The organism is Mycobacterium numidiamassiliense (genome assembly GCF_900157365.1).
Classification (GTDB): Bacteria; Actinomycetota; Actinomycetes; order Mycobacteriales; family Mycobacteriaceae; genus Mycobacterium; species Mycobacterium numidiamassiliense.
Genome location: NZ_FUEZ01000004.1, coordinates 3,601,830 through 3,616,588 on the forward strand (window position 1 = coordinate 3,601,830; position 14,759 = coordinate 3,616,588).

A 14,759-nucleotide genomic window follows, 5' to 3' on the forward strand; every position below is an offset into this window, starting at 1 on the left:
CAGAGGCAGGATCGAACCCAGATCGGGAATCGCTCTCACCGCGCGTGCGCCACACAGCCAGAGTCACGCGGCAATATGAACGGAGAGTCGATTGCATACAAGGCGTGTTGAGTGACCTACTGCGTAGGCGTAATGCTCGACAAGGGCATCATTTTCGCCTCGGACTCTCGGACGAACGCAGGGGTGGATAACTTCGCCAAGTTCTGCAAAATGACCGTATTCGAGCGTCGCGGCAACCGCGTCCTCGTTCTACTGAGTTCAGGAAACCTGGCCGGCACTCAGGCCGTCATCAGCGTATTGACACAGCGTTGCGCTGACGGCGACGCGGAGAGCAATGTCTTCGGCGCCCGGACGATGTTCGACGTGGTGCAGCTGGTCTCCGACGCGACCCGCGATATCGAGAAGCGCGACGCGGGGTACCTGGAAGAGAACAACCTCCGCTTCAATGCCTCGTTCATCGTCGGCGGCCAGATCGCCGGCGAGCCGATAAGGCTGTTCCGGACCTATGCCGAAGGCAATTTCATCGAAGCGGGAACCGACACGCCCTTCCTTCAGACCGGCGAAACCAAGTACGGAAAGCCGATCCTCGACCGCGTCATTACCGAACACACCCCGCTGGCCGACGCCACCAAGTGTGTCTTGGTGTCCTTCAATTCGACCATGCGCAGCAACTTGTCAGTGGGCATGCCGATCGACCTGATCTGCTACGAACGGGACAGCCTCGAAGTCCAGCGGCGACGTCGATTCGACGAAGGCGACCCCTACTTCACCGCCCTCAGCGACCAATGGGGTGAAGGGGTGCGCCGGGTGTTTCGCGATTTGCCCGAGTTGGGGTGGTGATGGGGTGGATACCTTCATCATCACCTGTGAACACGGTGGTAACCGTGTACCTGGGCCTTACCGGCCTCTGTTTCGAGGGCAGACGACGCTGCTGAACTCCCACCGTGGTTACGATCCCGGCTCGTTGGTCATGGCGAAGGCGCTCGCCAGTGCTTTCGCGGCGCCCCTCGTAGCTTCGACGGTCAGCCGTCTGCTTATCGATCTCAACCGCTCGATTGGGCACCCACAGCTTTTTTCGGCCGTGACCCGCGCCGCGCCGGCCCAGACCCGAGCGCAGATCGTCGAACGGCATTACCGGCCCTACCGCGTGCAGGCCGAGCGTCTTGTCAGGCAGGCGGTAGCGCGGGGGGATCGCGTGATCCACATTTCGTCGCACACTTTCACCGCGGAGCTGGAGGGCAAGGTGCGCAACGCCGATGTCGGCTTGCTCTACCACCCGGCGCGGCCAGGAGAGACCGAAGTATGCGCCCGCTGGAAAGAGACACTGGCGGCATCGGCTCCGGAACTTCGCGTACGCCGCAATTACCCGTATGCCGGCAAAGGAGACGGGCTGACCTCACACTTGCGAGTGGGCTTCGCGGAGACCGACTACGTCGGCGTCGAACTGGAAGTCAACCAGGGCATCGTTTTCGCCGCGGGCCGACCCTGGACGGCGTTGCGGCGCAAACTGATCGACTCGTTACGCACGGCATGCGCGGCCTCAGCGCATCATGATTCACGCCCTGCGCCAAGGAACACGCACGGAGAGAGATAATGCAGATTCACGTCGGCTTCGAAATGATCTACGACTGCCCGCGGCCCACCCCGATAATTTTCAACCTCAACGTCCACTTCACCCGCGTGTCCGATCTGGTCGGCCGTGACGACCTGACGGTCGACCCGCCGGTTCCAATGGCAGCCTATCGGGACGGTTTCGGCAACTGGTGCACCCGCATTGTCGCGCCCGCGGGGCGCACGCGCGTGCGGGCCGATGCCTACGTCAACGACACTGGCGTCCCGGACACCATTGTTCCTCAGGCACAACAGATTCCCGTGCCGGACCTGCCCGAGGAAACGCTTGTCTTCCTGCTCGGCAGCCGGTATTGCGAAACCGATCGACTGTCGGAGATAGCGTGGGGGCTCTTTGAGCAGACGCCGCCGGGATGGGGCCGTGTTCAGGCGATCTGCGACTACGTTCACGGACATCTCACGTTCGGCTACGAGCACGCACGCATGACACGGACTGCGCTGGAAGCCTTTTACGACCGGAACGGCGTCTGCCGCGATTACACGCATCTTGCCGTGGCCTTCTGTCGCTGCATGAACATTCCCGCGCGCTACTGCACCGGATACCTCGGCGACATCGGTATCCCGCCGGAGGACGCTCCGATGGATTTCGCTGCCTGGTTCGAGGTGTTCCTCGGTGGGCAATGGCATACCTTCGACGCTCGCAACAACACGCCACGCATTGGCAGGGTGCTGATCGCGCGTGGCCGCGACGCCGCGGATGTCGCACTCAGCAACACGTTCGGACCCAACACGTTGACCAGCTTCAGGGTATGGGCCGACGAAGTGCCCGTCGGTTAAAGCAAGCGCCCAGCACTGAGCGTCTCAATCGATCGCGCTGATCCCGAGCAGGTCGTCGACCGACGAAGCGTTGTCTGGCGCCGCCGCGGTCATCATCGTCTCGTGTGCACGGTCCGGATCGGAGTGCGGAGGAACGACGAGCAAAAGGATCTTCTCGCGGCCGATCCCGAGCACTTCAAGGATGTTGGCTGGTTGCCGAGTATATCCGTCGAGGCGAACCGCTCGTCCGCCGAACAAAACTCGTCTCGGGACATTCGCCCATTCGGCGAGGTTGTACATCACGCGATCGATGGCGCCCAGCCGCACCGATAGCACAGCCAGCAGATCTGGTAGCTCCTTCGTCAGGTCATCGCTGCGCGGCCACCACGCCCCGTCTACACGACCGGTTATCGGCGCCTTGGGCTTCAACCGGAGCCGCGGTGTGTTCTCGGGTCCTGTGCGGCGCTCACCAGAGACAGCGCGGGTTTCTTGTGTTGTCATGCAAGGATCCCGTCTTGGCCGCGAAAACGGCCGATAGGCTCGATTCGGCGACGACACGATCTGAGATGGTCGCGCGCGACATGCCGCCAATACCAATCACACTACGCGCATCCCGTCCGAAACGGAAGCAAGCGGTCAATGAAAGCTGTTGCACTCCAACGCTTCGCGTGATCTTTCCCGCTGCTCAACGCTAAACCAATTGGGACGTAATCTGTTTCGTGCTTGGCTTATCGACGGGAAGCCGTCTGCCGGTTGGGCGTGCTTTGGTCGATCTGCACATTAGAGGCGGATACCCTGATCGCCTCGCCCTGGTCGGTGTCGTCGCCGGCGCGCCGATCGCGACGGCCATTGGCGCACAGCGGCGATCGCTGTCTTCAGCCCGCGATGGCGGCCTGTTGTGGGGTCGGTCCCGCCGAAACCAGGCTCCAGCCCCGCGAACATCCGCTCGCTGCGAGTCTCCGGTGCGTCGTCGGCGGTATCGCGCAAGTATCGGTCTGGCAGTGACAGTTTGGCGATGGTGCGCCACGTCTTGCCGTACTGAGTCAGGAATGAGCCTGTGGTGTAGGGCAAGTCGTACTTGTCGCAAATCTGGCGAACCCGCAGCGAGACCTCATGCAGCCGGTTACTCGGCAAATCCGGGTACAGGTGATGCTCGATCTGATAGCAGAGGTTGCCGCTCATGAACCGCAGCACCGGCCCGGCCTCGAAATTGGCGCTACCCAGCATTTGCCGCAGATACCATTGGCCCTTCGTCTCGCCGACCATGTCGGTCTTGGCGAATTTCTCGGCGCCATCGGGGAAATGTCCACAGAAGATCACCGCGTCGGCCCAGATGTTGCGGATCACATTGGCCACCACGTTGGCGCTGAACGCCGACTTGTAGGTCGCCGCCGGCGACAGCGAGGTCAGCGCCGGAAACGCGATGTAGTCCTTGACCACCTGCCGGCCAGCCTTAACCGCAAACTCACGCGTTTGCTCTCGGGTGATGTCGCGCTCTGGGCCAGCCTTGAAGATCTTGCGGAGCTCGAAGGGCTGAAAGCCGATTCCCCACTCAAATCCGACTGCGAGGACGGCGTTGAACAGCAGGTTACCGACGTTATACGGCTGCCAGGGCTGATCGCGGGTTACCCGAAGCATCGCGTAGCCTACGTCGTCGTCCATGCCAATGATGTTGGTGTACTTGTGATGTTGAAAGTTGTGGGTCGACCGCCAATGCTTGGAGGCCCCACTCATGTCCCACTCCCATGTCGAGGAATGGATCTCCGGATCGTTCATCCAGTTCCACTGACCGTGCATCACATTGTGGCTGATCTCCATGTTCTCGATGATCTTGGCGACACCCAAAATCGCCGTTCCAGCCCACCACGCCAAGCGGTTTGAACTACCTGCGACCGTAAGCCTGCCGGCCACCTCGAGCACACGTTGCGCGGCGATCGTGCGGCGGATGTAACGCGCGTCGCGCTCGCCGAGGGACTCCTCAACGTCCAGCCGGATCGCATCCAGCTCCATTGCCAAACTCTCGACATCGGCATCCGTCAGATGAGCAAAGGCCGGAATGTCGGTTATCGCCATCGTTTCCTTTCTTTTGGACTATCGGCTAAAACCATTGCGACAAGCCATCGACAGACGCCCTATGGGCGCGCGAGGGTACTAGGTGCTAGCGGGCTTGCATCGGCGAACGGTGGGCTGACGGGCCTCAGCCACAACCGTTCTGCGCTCTGTCAGGCCGGTCAGTAGTAGTGGCGGCGGCCACCGACAGCGTGTCCGGTCCGTCCCGCGACCATCAGCACCAAGCCGACGATCAGGAGGATGACCCCGATGACCAAGCAAAGATGGGCGTAGGCGAAGGTGGGGATGAGGGAGGGCAGTAGGAGCCCGAGGACGATAAGGATGACTCCGAGAGCGATCATGGCGTTTACCTAGTTTCTGTGTGGATGTTTGAGCGACTGCGCGACTCGATGCTGAGCGCGTTCATTTTCCTTGGCCCCCAGACAAGTTGAGCGCGCCCTAACCGATCGGCACTTCGCGCTCGCCGTGCGATGCAGCGGGCGAGTGTCCGGCGCAGAAGCGTCGCATGAATGCGGAGTGGGCGGTCACCCGAGTTGGCGGTACGGGAATGTCTGGATTTTGCAGGCTGACTCGACCGCGTCGGTTAAACATCTGAATGTGTGGCGCGAGCGGACGCTCATCAAGTTCAGCGGCGTACAGCCAAACTCTCTCCACACTGGCTGAAGGACTCAGCACCAACAACATTACGCCTCTCAGGAACCCGTGGCCAGGTGACCGACGGGTGGCGCGGTGACCGCATACCCCACCTGCAGGCGTCAGGCCGGGCGGTTCGGGCTCAGGCCGGGCGGTGTCGGGCGCGGGCCCGGCGCACTGCTTCATCGATGATGCCCTGGGCTACCTCGTTCAATTTGCGATGTTCGGCTTGGCTGATCGCCCGCAGTTGCGCGAACGCCTCTTCGGCGGTGCGCCCGGTACGTCCCCGGATCAAACCGATCGCCTGATCGATCACTGGGCGCGTCGATAGCGCCTTCTGCAACTGAGTGGTCAGTGCCAGCGCATGCGCCAGGATCTGGGCATTACGCACCGCCACCGCCGCGGGCTTGGCAAACAGCTCCCCCAATTCGGCGGCGTGCTCGTCAAAGACGTCTTTGCCGTGGGCGTAGACATTGATCGCCCCAATCACCTCACCTGACACCACGAGTGGCAGCGACAGCGCACTGTGCACGCCCAAGCGGCCCACCCGCGGACCGAACCGGGGCCACATCTTCTCCCCTCCCAACGACCCGGACCGCACCGTACGCTTGTCCAAAGCCGCGGTGATGCAGGGCCCCTCCCTGAGGGTCACGTACTGGATTTCGTCGATTTCGGCAACAAACGGGGCGCTGGCCGCCAGCGCCTCCACCATGTTCTCCGCCCGGTCGACGCGCAACAAGGTAACCCCGGCGCCGTCGGCGCCCGGTATGGCGTGCACCGCAAACGTCGACACCTCAGCCAGCAACTCGGGCAACCCCAGGCTGCCGGCCACTAAGCTCGTCAGGTCGTCGATTCCGGCCCGCAAATCCACCGCGTCAGCGATGGCCTGCTGCGCGCCCGGCGACTCCAACCGCAAGCCCTCTGCGTCCTCGACGGATTCCGTCATACCTGCGCTCAATCATCTGCTCAAAGTGGGCGTACACGCCAACGCCCACCGCCCCAGTCCTGCCTGTCAAGGAAATACTAACCCCGGGCACAATGACGAAGCGTGGGCAACAGAACGCGCTGGGATTTCCTCGATTTGAGGGCGCAAAGACGGCTCGACGAGGACCGAACATTCCACTGCTACGCGGACGCGGTCGAGCGATCTCCCGAACTCGGGTGCCGCTGCGGTAATCTCTATTACGGTTGATTTCCCAGCCTCCCGCAGGCGTCCGGCGGCGATCTGTAAGAGATCCCCTCCGCAACGTGTCTGCATCTTCCCGGATAACCGACGGTTACAGGGTTTGTGCTTTCGGACTGAGCTTGACGGAGTCCCGTGCTCACCGGTTCACCGATCATCGCCGCGCGTGCCGGCGGCAGCCGAGCGCCTCGATGCCTACCTTGTTGCCGTGCAAACCCTTTCACTTCGAACTCCGCGCAAGGCGATCGCATTCGACACTTCTGCAATCGAACGTCAAACACCTTGCAAGGGAACGGTTTTGAGTAAATTTACCGAAATCATGTATGGCAGCGCCCGGTCCAGTCCGAGGGGTCTGGTCACCGGGGAGCCAAGCTGCCCCGTCCGGCACACCTGGGGCGAGGTGCACGAGCGCGCACGCCGGATCGCGGGTGGCTTGGCCACTGCCGGCGTCGGCCGAGGTGATGCCGTCCCCGTGCTGGCAGGCGCCCCAGCCGAGATCGCGCCTGCCGGACAGGGTATCTGGATGCGCGGCGCCAGCCTCACGATGCTGCATCAGCCCACTCCCCGCACCGATCTTCAACGCTGGGCCGAGGAGACCATCTCCGTCATCAAGATGATCGGCGCCAAGACGGTCGTCATCTCAGACCCGTTCCTCGACGCGGCCCCCTTGCTGTCGCAGCTCGGTATGCGGGTGCTGATCATCGAGCAGCTGCTCGGCAGCCGCCCGATCGATCCGGTCGAGACCGATGACGACGACACCGCGTTACTGCAGTTGACCTCGGGTTCCACCGGATCGCCGAAGGCGGTTCGGATCACCCACCGCAACGTCGTTTCAAATGCCGAGGCAATGTTCATCGGCGCACAAGTCGACATCGATACCGACGTGATCGTGAGCTGGTTGCCGCTGTTCCACGATATGGGCATGACCGGATTCCTCACCGTACCAATGTATTTCGGCGCGGAGCTGGTAAAAGTCACGCCGATGGACTTCCTGAGCGACATCCTGCTGTGGGCCAAGCTCATCGACAAGTACAAGGGCACGATGACCGCGGCACCGAATTTCGCCTACACGTTGTTCGCCAAACGCCTGCGCAAGCTGGCCCAGCCCGGGCAGTTCGACCTGTCCAGCTTGCGGTGGGCACTGTCGGGCGCCGAGCAGGTCGAACCCGCCGACATCGAAGATCTCTGCGAAGCGGGTAGACCGTTCGGGTTACGCCCCGAGGCGATCCTGCCGGCCTACGGCATGGCCGAGACAACCGTGGCGGTGTCGTTCTCTGCATGCGGCGCAGGCCTTGTGATCGATGAGGTCGACGCCGACCTGCTCGCCGTACTGCACCGAGCTGTCCCTGCGAACAAGGGCAAAACCCGGCGACTGGCAACGCTTGGTCGTCTGCTCAACGGGCTTGAGGCGCGCATCGTCGACGAAGACGGCAACGTCCTGCCCGCCCGGGCCGTCGGCGTCATCGCGGTGCGCGGTGAGCCCGTGACGCTCGGCTACGAAACGATGGGCGGTTTCGTCACGGCGCAAGACGAGCAGGGCTGGTATGCCACCGGAGACCTGGGCTACCTCACCGAGACCGGCCACGTCGTGGTCTGCGGGCGGGTCAAGGACGTGATCATCATGGCCGGGCGAAACATCTACCCAACCGACATCGAGCGTGCCGCGACACGCGTTTGCGGGGTCCGGGCGGGTAGTGCCGTCGCAGTGCGCCTGGAAGCGGGACACCCGCGCGAGACATTTGCCGTCGCCGTGGAGTCCAACAGCTGGGAGAACCTGGCCGAGGTGCGTCGCATCGAGCAGCAGGTGGCACACGAGGTGGTCGCCGAGGTGGATGTCCGGCCCCGCAACGTGGTCGTGCTCGAGCCCGGGGTGATCCCCAAGACGCCGTCGGGGAAGCTGCGGCGCGCCCATACCTCGGCGCTCGTCGGCTGACGTTTCGGAAAGTGACAAAGAGTAAATTCATGGCCATCTGGACGGGTTCACGAGAGGAGAGATGTTGGCCGACTTCGACGCCCAGCCGGGTCGCGTAGTACCGCCATCGCCGGACCTCTCCCCTACCCAGCGGGAGGCGGACGAGGCCGAGCTGTATGCGGGGCTGCGCGGCGTGGCCGGGATTGTCGCGGGCGGCGGAGGGGCGATGGATCTGCTGCGCGATGTGGCGGAATTCGCGGCGCAGGCGATTCCGGGCGCCGAGGGTGTGGGTATCGCACTGATCGATCCACAGCACGGCTTGTCCAGCGTCCGGACATGGGTGGCGACCGCGGTACTCGTCCAAGAGATCGACACAGTTCAATACAGCGAACTGCACGAGGGTCCATGCATTACGTGTATGGAGTCACGACGGCCCACGGTCAGCGGGTCACTGGGCAGCGACAGCCGTTGGCCCCACTTCGGGGGTCGGGTGGCCCGCATGCGTATGCACTCGGCCCTGGCGCTGCCACTGCTGGTCGGCGACCAGGTGATCGGCTCGATCAACGCGTACGCCAAGAGCCGCGACGCCTTCGCCGATCACGCAGTGCAGTTGGGCTCGCAATTCGCCAAGCCCGCCGCGGTGTCGATATACAACGCCCAGTTGCTGGCGACCGCACACGAACAGACGCTGCGATTGCAGCGCGCACTGGACAGCCGATCGGTGATCGACCAGGCCGTCGGCATCATCCGTAGCCGAACCGGTGGCAACGCGGACGACGCCTTTGAGCGGCTCACCCAGATCAGCCAAAGCGAGAACGTCAAGCTACACACCGTCGCCGAGCGACTGGTCGATGAGGCCGCGCGTCGGGCTCGTGCGCGGCATCGCTGAACGCTAGTCCCTTGTCCCCGAGCTGAATTCGGCCAACTCCGTCAGAATGAGCAGCCGCGAATAGCGGTCCATCATCAATCTGCGGGCGACTTCCGTCAGGTGTTCACCGCTAGCTCGCGCGTAGGTCCGCATCAGCGTGAACGCCTCTTCCACCGACACATCCAGCAGTTCGTGCAGTAATCCCTTGGCCTGCTCGACGATCACGCGGCCCGTCAGCGCCGAGCGGAGGTGCGGCATGACAGTCGACGGCGTGGGTGCGCTCTCCCGGAGGAGTGCCACGCACGCGATATGGGCGAGGGTCTGGGCGACGAGCAGATCCGCTTCGTTGAGCTCGCCGCGGCGGGTGCCGAACAGGCCGAGCGCGCCCAACACGATGCCGGCGGCCCGCATCGGGAGGGCATGCACCGACGCGAAGCCGGCATCGACCGCAGCCGGAACGAACTGCGGCCACCGATGGAGCACCTCTTGGACGTCGGCAACCGAGACCGGTTGGCCGGTGCTGTAGCAGTCCACGCACGGGCCTTCGTCGGCTTGCAGCTGGAAAAGCTCGAGTTCGCGGGTCTGCTCCGAGGTGGCGGCCAGCAGGCGGAGCTGGTTCAGCGGGTCGGCGAGCAGAAATCCGGCGGCCTCGATGTCGAGCAGCTCAGCGCATCGCTCTGTCACCCCGGTCAACAGGTCAACGACGTCGAAGTCGTCGAGCAGGCTGTCGGCGATCGATACGACGGCGTCCAGCACCCGGGTTTCACGTGGGACTTCAGTCACGATGTTCTCCTGCCTTTCATGCGGTTGTGCCCGCGAAGGGACGCATCATCCGGCCTCAAGCCGCAGGCGGCGGTCGAGAATGTCGCGGGCGACGTCGGTGGCGCTGCGGCCGGTGGCGTAGGCATGAGCGCGCAACCGGATCAGGGCCTCGGCAGGCTCCACACCCAGCTGGGCGACGAGCATGCCGGTGGCCTGGCTGACCTCCGAACGGCTCAGGGCGTTGAGTTCGGCCCAGGCGTCGCTGTTGGGCTCGGTTACGGCGGCCTGCAGGTCGGTGTTCATGAGGTCCAGCAGAGGGATGACCGCGAGCTCCGCGGCGGCTACCGCGCCGGCCAGGTCCTCGTTCGACAGTGGGCCGGGGTGCGCGCGGAAGAGGTCGAGGGCGCCGACAAATTCGCCGGCCACAACAATGGGCACCGCGTAGACACCTCTGATCTGGTGGGCCAGCATGGCGGGCCCGTAAACGGGCCACCGCACCTCCTTGGGATCGGCGAGGTCGACGGCGAGAATCGGAGTCCGCCGGGCGACCGAGTCCAGGCACGGTCCCTCGCCCAGAGTGAACTGCAGTTCGTCGTAGACGCGCGCCGGCCCGCTGCTGGATCCCAGCGTTCCGCTGCTCGCGCCGTCGAAGACGAGCGAAATCGTTGCTGCGTCGATGTCGAGCAAAACCACACAGGCCGCGCATAGACGATCGGCCGCTTCTACCCCCCGCCGACCGTCGACGGCGGCGAGGAGCTGCTCGTGGATCGCCACATCTAGCCGAACGGGATTCGGGCAGCAGCGCAAGTGCGCGAGGGTGTCAGCGGCGACGTCATCCTCCCCACCCTTTCACCATTTGCGGAATTTGACGAGCGTAACGTCGATTGTCGTCGGCGGCGGCTGGTCAGCCAGGCCCGGGCGGCGCGGCCCGATACTTCAAAACCCTTGTGCCGCTTAGTCACATTGCCGTCGATCACGGGGAGGGCGGAGCAGAAGCACTCCCGTTGGAGTCAGCTCCAGAAATGGCTTCTCGTCCATTTCTTTTCGTCGCCCTGCACCTCTGTCCACTCCCCCGGCGCGTATCTGTATGGCCGCGTCGCGCCGCTGTGAACGACATCGAGTGTGCCGTCATTATTTTTGACGTACGAGTCACCGAACCGCAGATATTTATCGGTTGCTCCGCCTCGACGTGTCACCGTAACTGTCATGGTCCAAACCTCCTGGTGCGCAGGCAAAATAAGCCGTTGCCGCTCATCGACCCACCTGCCCGTGCTGTCCATCCGATTACGGCATGCGCCGCTAAGAGCCTGCGCACCGCTCAAGAATCGCAACCCCACTCTGGCCAGACCATTCAGCGTCCTGTCGGGCCCATGGTCTTGAGTAGCGACGACAAGCATGCGCGCCGCGTCGTACCTGCGGTAACCACGCTCAGGAACCGGCTTCGCGAGCCGCGCGCGTTCCACGGTGCCGCGCCGGTCAGTCAGCCGCAGCAGATGATCGGAGCTGGCGACGTCGTGGTCACACCAGTGCCTGCCGCTGCGCGAGGACACGACGCGCCACCCCCACGTACGCACTCGCGACTACCGGCCAAGACATTTCGGGCGCCATTCGGCGGGCCTCGGCGGCCATCGTGCCTGCCAGGCGCGGCTCCGTCAGCACGCGAGTCAAGGCGGATGCCAACGCATCCGGATCGTCATGCGCCACAACGATGCCGGCGCCACCAGAGAGCAACTCGACGGCGTGCGGGAACGCGGTGGCCACAACCGGGCGTCCGCAGGCGACGGCTTCGACCAGAACACCGGAGACCGCCTGATCGGTCGAGTCGTAAGGCACAACGACCACCGCCGCGGACTGGACGAGTGCGGTCAGCATCGCGACATTGCGATACCCCGGCTCGAAGCGCACCGAATCAGCGACACCGCTACGCCGCGCTTGCTCGATCAGCGCATCGCGGTAGGCGTCACCCTCGGCGGCGGCCACCTTCGGATGCGTTGGGCCCGCAACTACGTATCGTGGCCGGCCGGGCAGGTTGCCTACTGAACCCATCGCCGCGATCACTCGCTCGACGCCCATGCCCGGGCGCAGCAGGCCCCAAGTCAGTACAGTGGGGCGGCCTCCACGCACGCAGGAATTCGTCGGGAGGGTGGCCCCATGCGGGATGGTCGAGACTTTACGGCGGTCGATATCGAAGCCGTCGCGTAGCCGTTCGCTGGCCGCATCCGACATGACGATCACCTGATCCGCCCGCGTTGCAACGGCCTCGAGAACCGAACGCTGGTGTCGTGAAGGGTTTTTGAGAACAGTGTGGGCGATGACTATCGACGGGACGCGCAGTCCGTCCATGACGCCGACCACGTCGTCCCCGTCGACACCGCCGTAGATGTCGTAGTCATGCTGGATCACCGCGATGTCGCTCTGGTTCAGCAAGTCCGAGCACGCTGCGACGGATGCCGTTGAGCCGCTGATCAACTCCCCGATGACACGGGCGCTCGAGGAAGGCGATCCGTCGGACACTTGCACAACGCTGACGTCAGCTCCATGGGCAGTAAGCTCACGCGCCAGGGCGGCGCTGAAGGTTGCCAGCCCACACGGCGCGGGAGGGTAGGTACTCAGAATGCCGAAATTAAGCGAGCCAGAAACTCTGTGGCCCACAACGGGAACCGTCGATGGATGAAAAGTGGATAAAGCTGTCACGGTGATCCCAACTACAGGTGAAACCGGCGTGTCCGGCGTGAGCGGTTGCTCGGCGCGGTCAGCGGGAACAGCTGACTCATCCCGGACTAGCTGGGCTTTGCGACTTATTCGAGAATACACCCACCGACCATTGATATTGTCGGCGAACGCGATAGTGGCTTAAAGGCGCCGTCATACCTCTCGTGGACCAGCGGAAGAGTGGAGTACTTTCGTCGGTCCAAACATTCAGGCCCACAGCATATCTCGCCGGGCGCATCGGCCTATCCGTATGTTTCAATCGGCCAACTGCAACGGTCCGATATAGGTGCCGGGGTGTGTCGCGCCGTCCTGCCGCAATACGGCGATGCCGCCGGGGATCCACGGGGTCTCTAGCTGTGTCGTGGCGTCGGGTGGGGTCACCACGATCGTGCGGGGAACCCAGCCGTCGGGGGTTGGCAAGAAGGTCAGGCGGCTGCTGGCCGACGCTCGCGGAGCAAGGGTGAGGGGCCGCGGATCGCCGATCTGTCGGGGCAGGCTGTAGGTGGGCCCATCGGGACCGACGAGATCGACACCGGGATAGCCCTGCAGCGTGCAGGACTGCGCCGAGATGTTCGTCAAAATGACGGCAAAATGAATCTGGGTATTATCGCCCGGCGCTCCATACGGACCGGTGCTCAAGCTCAATGAATCGGATCCGCACCCAGGCGCGGCGGCAGCGGTCGTATTCAGTGCCGCCGGCATGACGAGCGCAGACGCAACGGCCGCACTGGCCGCCCAAATATGGAGTCTCTGACTCATCAAGTTGCCTGCCCGTCTTCGAAATCTCAGCCGCCGAGGAGAGCGCTCAACGCCATCAGCATAGGTCGCTTGACCGTCCACGGGTTTCGTGGTGCTGGCGAGATCCTGACCGTCGGGCTTGTTACCTGACCACGCCCGCGCAGCAACGAGTCGGATTGTCCTGGAGCGGATCCGCCGAAATTGGGCAGCGATCTGCCCCCAGCGACGCCAAAATTAAATTTACTCTTCGGATTTCGCAAACACATGAGGGATTGCAGCGGTTTGCCGGACGGAAGTGTGCTCGCGCCGAAAGGGCGCGCGACCTGCATGACGTCTCGTGCACCGGCATAGCTGCTCAGTACAACGCGCACCGAGGGCGGATCGCCCGTAGTCCAGTCACCTCGGCAGGCCGCCATCGTCGACCAGCGCGCACTCAACCGGTTTCAGGATGCGCCGATAGCAAGCTTGGTGGTCACCGGACCGTGATCACCCTTGCGTTACGAACCGATATCAAGGTCACTGACATGGTGGGATTCGGGAGTCCCGCGGGTAGGCACTGGCCGTGAAAAACATTGCCCGCATTGCAGTATCGGCATTCATCATCTATTCGGGCTTGGGCCTTCTCGGCGTGGGAGGCGCCACCGTGGCCCAGGCTCAACCCGGACCGTTCCCCCAATGGTGCCCCGGCGACTTCTGGGACCCAGTTTGGGGTTTCAACCCGGACGGTTTCCACTGTCATGACGGTCCCGGCTGGGATCACGGCGGCCCGGACGGCTGGAATCACGGCGGCCCCGGCTGGCACGACGATGGCCGCGGCCCCGGTTGGCATGACGATGGCCGCGGCCCCGGTTGGCATGACGATGGCCGCGACCGGCGATAAGCAGAAACTTCTGGCGATTCGGGGCTGCGCAGGGAGGTGCGCAGCCCCGTAATCGCAAGGTGCACAGCCATATTGGAGCCCTGGCGTTGAGGACGTCCACGAGGACCCTTCGCCTTCGTCCCGGCGCGGAGTACGGATCGCCGCTCTGTCGCGGCAGGCCCTGGGGCGACCCCGTCCAGCCCGCGCTAATTTGGAGTGATGCGCTACCAAGTGACCGATGCCGACACCGCTGCGCAAGTTGGCAGCGGTGATGTGCCAGTGCTCGCGACCCCACGACTAATCGCATGGCTAGAAGCGGCAACGGTGCAAGCCGCTGCCCGGTTCACTGGCCCTGGCCAGACGACCGTTGGGACGGCAGTGCGCATCGAGCACCGACGCGCGACCCACGTAGGCGGCGCCGTGGAGGTCACTGCCGAGCCGTCGCCGCTCGATGGGCGGCGTCTCACTTTCCAGGTGGAGGCGACTGACGATTCGGGACAGCTCGTCGCCCGCGGCGAAATCGATCGCGTAATCGTTGACCGGCAAAAGTTCCTCGCTCGATAAATCAAATCTATTATCTGGCAACGCCTTACGGCCGAGACGTCGAAGTCTTTTCGGTGCGGTCCGCAATCGGCGG

General features: G+C 63.7%; 16 protein-coding genes. 7 read left to right on the forward strand and 9 right to left on the reverse strand.

What is annotated here, in order from left to right:
* Positions 1-111: 111 nt before the first annotated feature.
* Genes MNAB215_RS25410 through MNAB215_RS25420 form a run of 3 tightly spaced genes read left to right on the forward strand, consistent with a single transcriptional unit; the run spans position 112 to position 2,406 of the window.
* Positions 112-840: a proteasome-type protease gene (locus MNAB215_RS25410; protein WP_077081237.1), complete on the forward strand. Its 729-nt coding sequence runs from the start codon at positions 112-114 to the stop codon at positions 838-840.
* 4 nt (positions 841-844) lie between these two features.
* Positions 845-1,594, forward strand: a complete 750-nt coding sequence (locus MNAB215_RS25415; protein WP_077081238.1) for an N-formylglutamate amidohydrolase — start codon at positions 845-847, stop codon at positions 1,592-1,594.
* Between the two features lie 23 nt (positions 1,595-1,617).
* The gene (locus tag MNAB215_RS25420; protein ID WP_245830400.1) at positions 1,618-2,406 is read left to right on the forward strand and encodes a transglutaminase-like domain-containing protein; all 789 of its coding nucleotides are present in this window, start codon (positions 1,618-1,620) and stop codon (positions 2,404-2,406) included.
* Positions 2,407-2,430: 24 nt separating this feature from the next.
* On the opposite strand, the gene MNAB215_RS25425 is transcribed toward MNAB215_RS25420, so the two are convergent.
* The 4 genes from MNAB215_RS25425 to MNAB215_RS25440 form a co-directional block, all read right to left on the reverse strand.
* Positions 2,431-2,886: a DUF5994 family protein gene (locus MNAB215_RS25425; RefSeq protein WP_077081240.1), complete on the reverse strand. Its 456-nt coding sequence runs from the start codon at positions 2,884-2,886 to the stop codon at positions 2,431-2,433.
* A gap of 279 nt (positions 2,887-3,165) precedes the next feature.
* The gene (locus tag MNAB215_RS25430) at positions 3,166-4,458 is read right to left on the reverse strand and encodes a fatty acid desaturase family protein (protein ID WP_077081241.1); all 1,293 of its coding nucleotides are present in this window, start codon (positions 4,456-4,458) and stop codon (positions 3,166-3,168) included.
* 158 nt (positions 4,459-4,616) lie between these two features.
* Positions 4,617-4,796, reverse strand: a complete 180-nt coding sequence (locus MNAB215_RS25435) for a DUF6131 family protein (protein WP_077081242.1) — start codon at positions 4,794-4,796, stop codon at positions 4,617-4,619.
* Positions 4,797-5,230: 434 nt separating this feature from the next.
* On the reverse strand, positions 5,231-6,034 hold the full coding sequence (locus MNAB215_RS25440) for a GAF and ANTAR domain-containing protein (RefSeq protein WP_077081243.1): 804 nt from the start codon (positions 6,032-6,034) through the stop codon (positions 5,231-5,233).
* Between the two features lie 535 nt (positions 6,035-6,569).
* On the opposite strand from MNAB215_RS25440, the gene MNAB215_RS25445 reads away from it, so the two are divergent.
* Together MNAB215_RS25445 and MNAB215_RS25450 are read left to right on the forward strand one after the other, a co-directional pair.
* Complete coding sequence (locus MNAB215_RS25445; protein ID WP_077082330.1) at positions 6,570-8,204, forward strand: fatty acyl-AMP ligase; 1,635 nt, start codon at positions 6,570-6,572, stop codon at positions 8,202-8,204.
* A 64-nt stretch (positions 8,205-8,268) separates the two neighbouring features.
* Positions 8,269-9,072: a GAF and ANTAR domain-containing protein gene (locus MNAB215_RS25450; RefSeq protein ID WP_077082331.1), complete on the forward strand. Its 804-nt coding sequence runs from the start codon at positions 8,269-8,271 to the stop codon at positions 9,070-9,072.
* A gap of 3 nt (positions 9,073-9,075) precedes the next feature.
* Here the strand turns inward: MNAB215_RS25450 and MNAB215_RS25455 are convergent, their stop codons facing one another.
* The 5 genes from MNAB215_RS25455 to MNAB215_RS25480 form a co-directional block, all read right to left on the reverse strand.
* A complete protein-coding gene (locus tag MNAB215_RS25455) occupies positions 9,076-9,834 on the reverse strand; it encodes a GAF and ANTAR domain-containing protein (RefSeq protein ID WP_077081244.1) in 759 nt (252 codons plus the stop codon).
* A 45-nt stretch (positions 9,835-9,879) separates the two neighbouring features.
* Positions 9,880-10,587 carry a GAF and ANTAR domain-containing protein gene (locus MNAB215_RS25460; RefSeq protein ID WP_077081245.1) on the reverse strand — a complete coding sequence of 236 codons (708 nt, stop codon included), beginning with the start codon at positions 10,585-10,587 and terminating at the stop codon, positions 9,880-9,882.
* Positions 10,588-10,823: 236 nt separating this feature from the next.
* Positions 10,824-11,363: a hypothetical protein gene (locus tag MNAB215_RS30865; protein WP_425436506.1), complete on the reverse strand. Its 540-nt coding sequence runs from the start codon at positions 11,361-11,363 to the stop codon at positions 10,824-10,826.
* Positions 11,332-12,465: a glycosyltransferase gene (locus tag MNAB215_RS25475; RefSeq protein WP_245830401.1), complete on the reverse strand. Its 1,134-nt coding sequence runs from the start codon at positions 12,463-12,465 to the stop codon at positions 11,332-11,334. Before MNAB215_RS25475 ends, MNAB215_RS30865 begins: the two co-directional genes overlap by 32 nt.
* 315 nt (positions 12,466-12,780) lie before the next feature.
* Complete coding sequence (locus MNAB215_RS25480; protein WP_077081247.1) at positions 12,781-13,284, reverse strand: DUF4232 domain-containing protein; 504 nt, start codon at positions 13,282-13,284, stop codon at positions 12,781-12,783.
* A gap of 541 nt (positions 13,285-13,825) precedes the next feature.
* On the opposite strand from MNAB215_RS25480, the gene MNAB215_RS29985 reads away from it, so the two are divergent.
* Positions 13,826-14,143, forward strand: coding sequence for an Mtp family mycobacterial-type pilin (locus tag MNAB215_RS29985; protein WP_077081248.1), 318 nt, complete (start codon positions 13,826-13,828; stop codon positions 14,141-14,143).
* 198 nt (positions 14,144-14,341) lie between these two features.
* Positions 14,342-14,686, forward strand: a complete 345-nt coding sequence (locus tag MNAB215_RS25490; protein ID WP_077081249.1) for a thioesterase family protein — start codon at positions 14,342-14,344, stop codon at positions 14,684-14,686.
* Positions 14,687-14,759 lie beyond the last annotated feature (73 nt).

Excerpts from the sequence above, each read along its gene's own strand:
- MNAB215_RS25435 (WP_077081242.1), bottom strand. The coding sequence starts at position 4,796 with ATGATCGCTCTCGGAGTCATCCTTATCGTCCTCGGGCTCCTACTGCCC.
- MNAB215_RS25425 (WP_077081240.1), bottom strand. The coding sequence starts at position 2,886 with ATGACAACACAAGAAACCCGCGCTGTCTCTGGTGAGCGCCGCACAGGA.
- MNAB215_RS25420 (WP_245830400.1), top strand. The coding sequence starts at position 1,618 with ATGATCTACGACTGCCCGCGGCCCACCCCGATAATTTTCAACCTCAAC.
- MNAB215_RS25490 (WP_077081249.1), top strand. The coding sequence starts at position 14,342 with ATGCGCTACCAAGTGACCGATGCCGACACCGCTGCGCAAGTTGGCAGC.
- MNAB215_RS25440 (WP_077081243.1), bottom strand. The coding sequence starts at position 6,034 with ATGACGGAATCCGTCGAGGACGCAGAGGGCTTGCGGTTGGAGTCGCCG.
- MNAB215_RS25430 (WP_077081241.1), bottom strand. The coding sequence starts at position 4,458 with ATGGCGATAACCGACATTCCGGCCTTTGCTCATCTGACGGATGCCGAT.
- MNAB215_RS25480 (WP_077081247.1), bottom strand. The coding sequence starts at position 13,284 with ATGAGTCAGAGACTCCATATTTGGGCGGCCAGTGCGGCCGTTGCGTCT.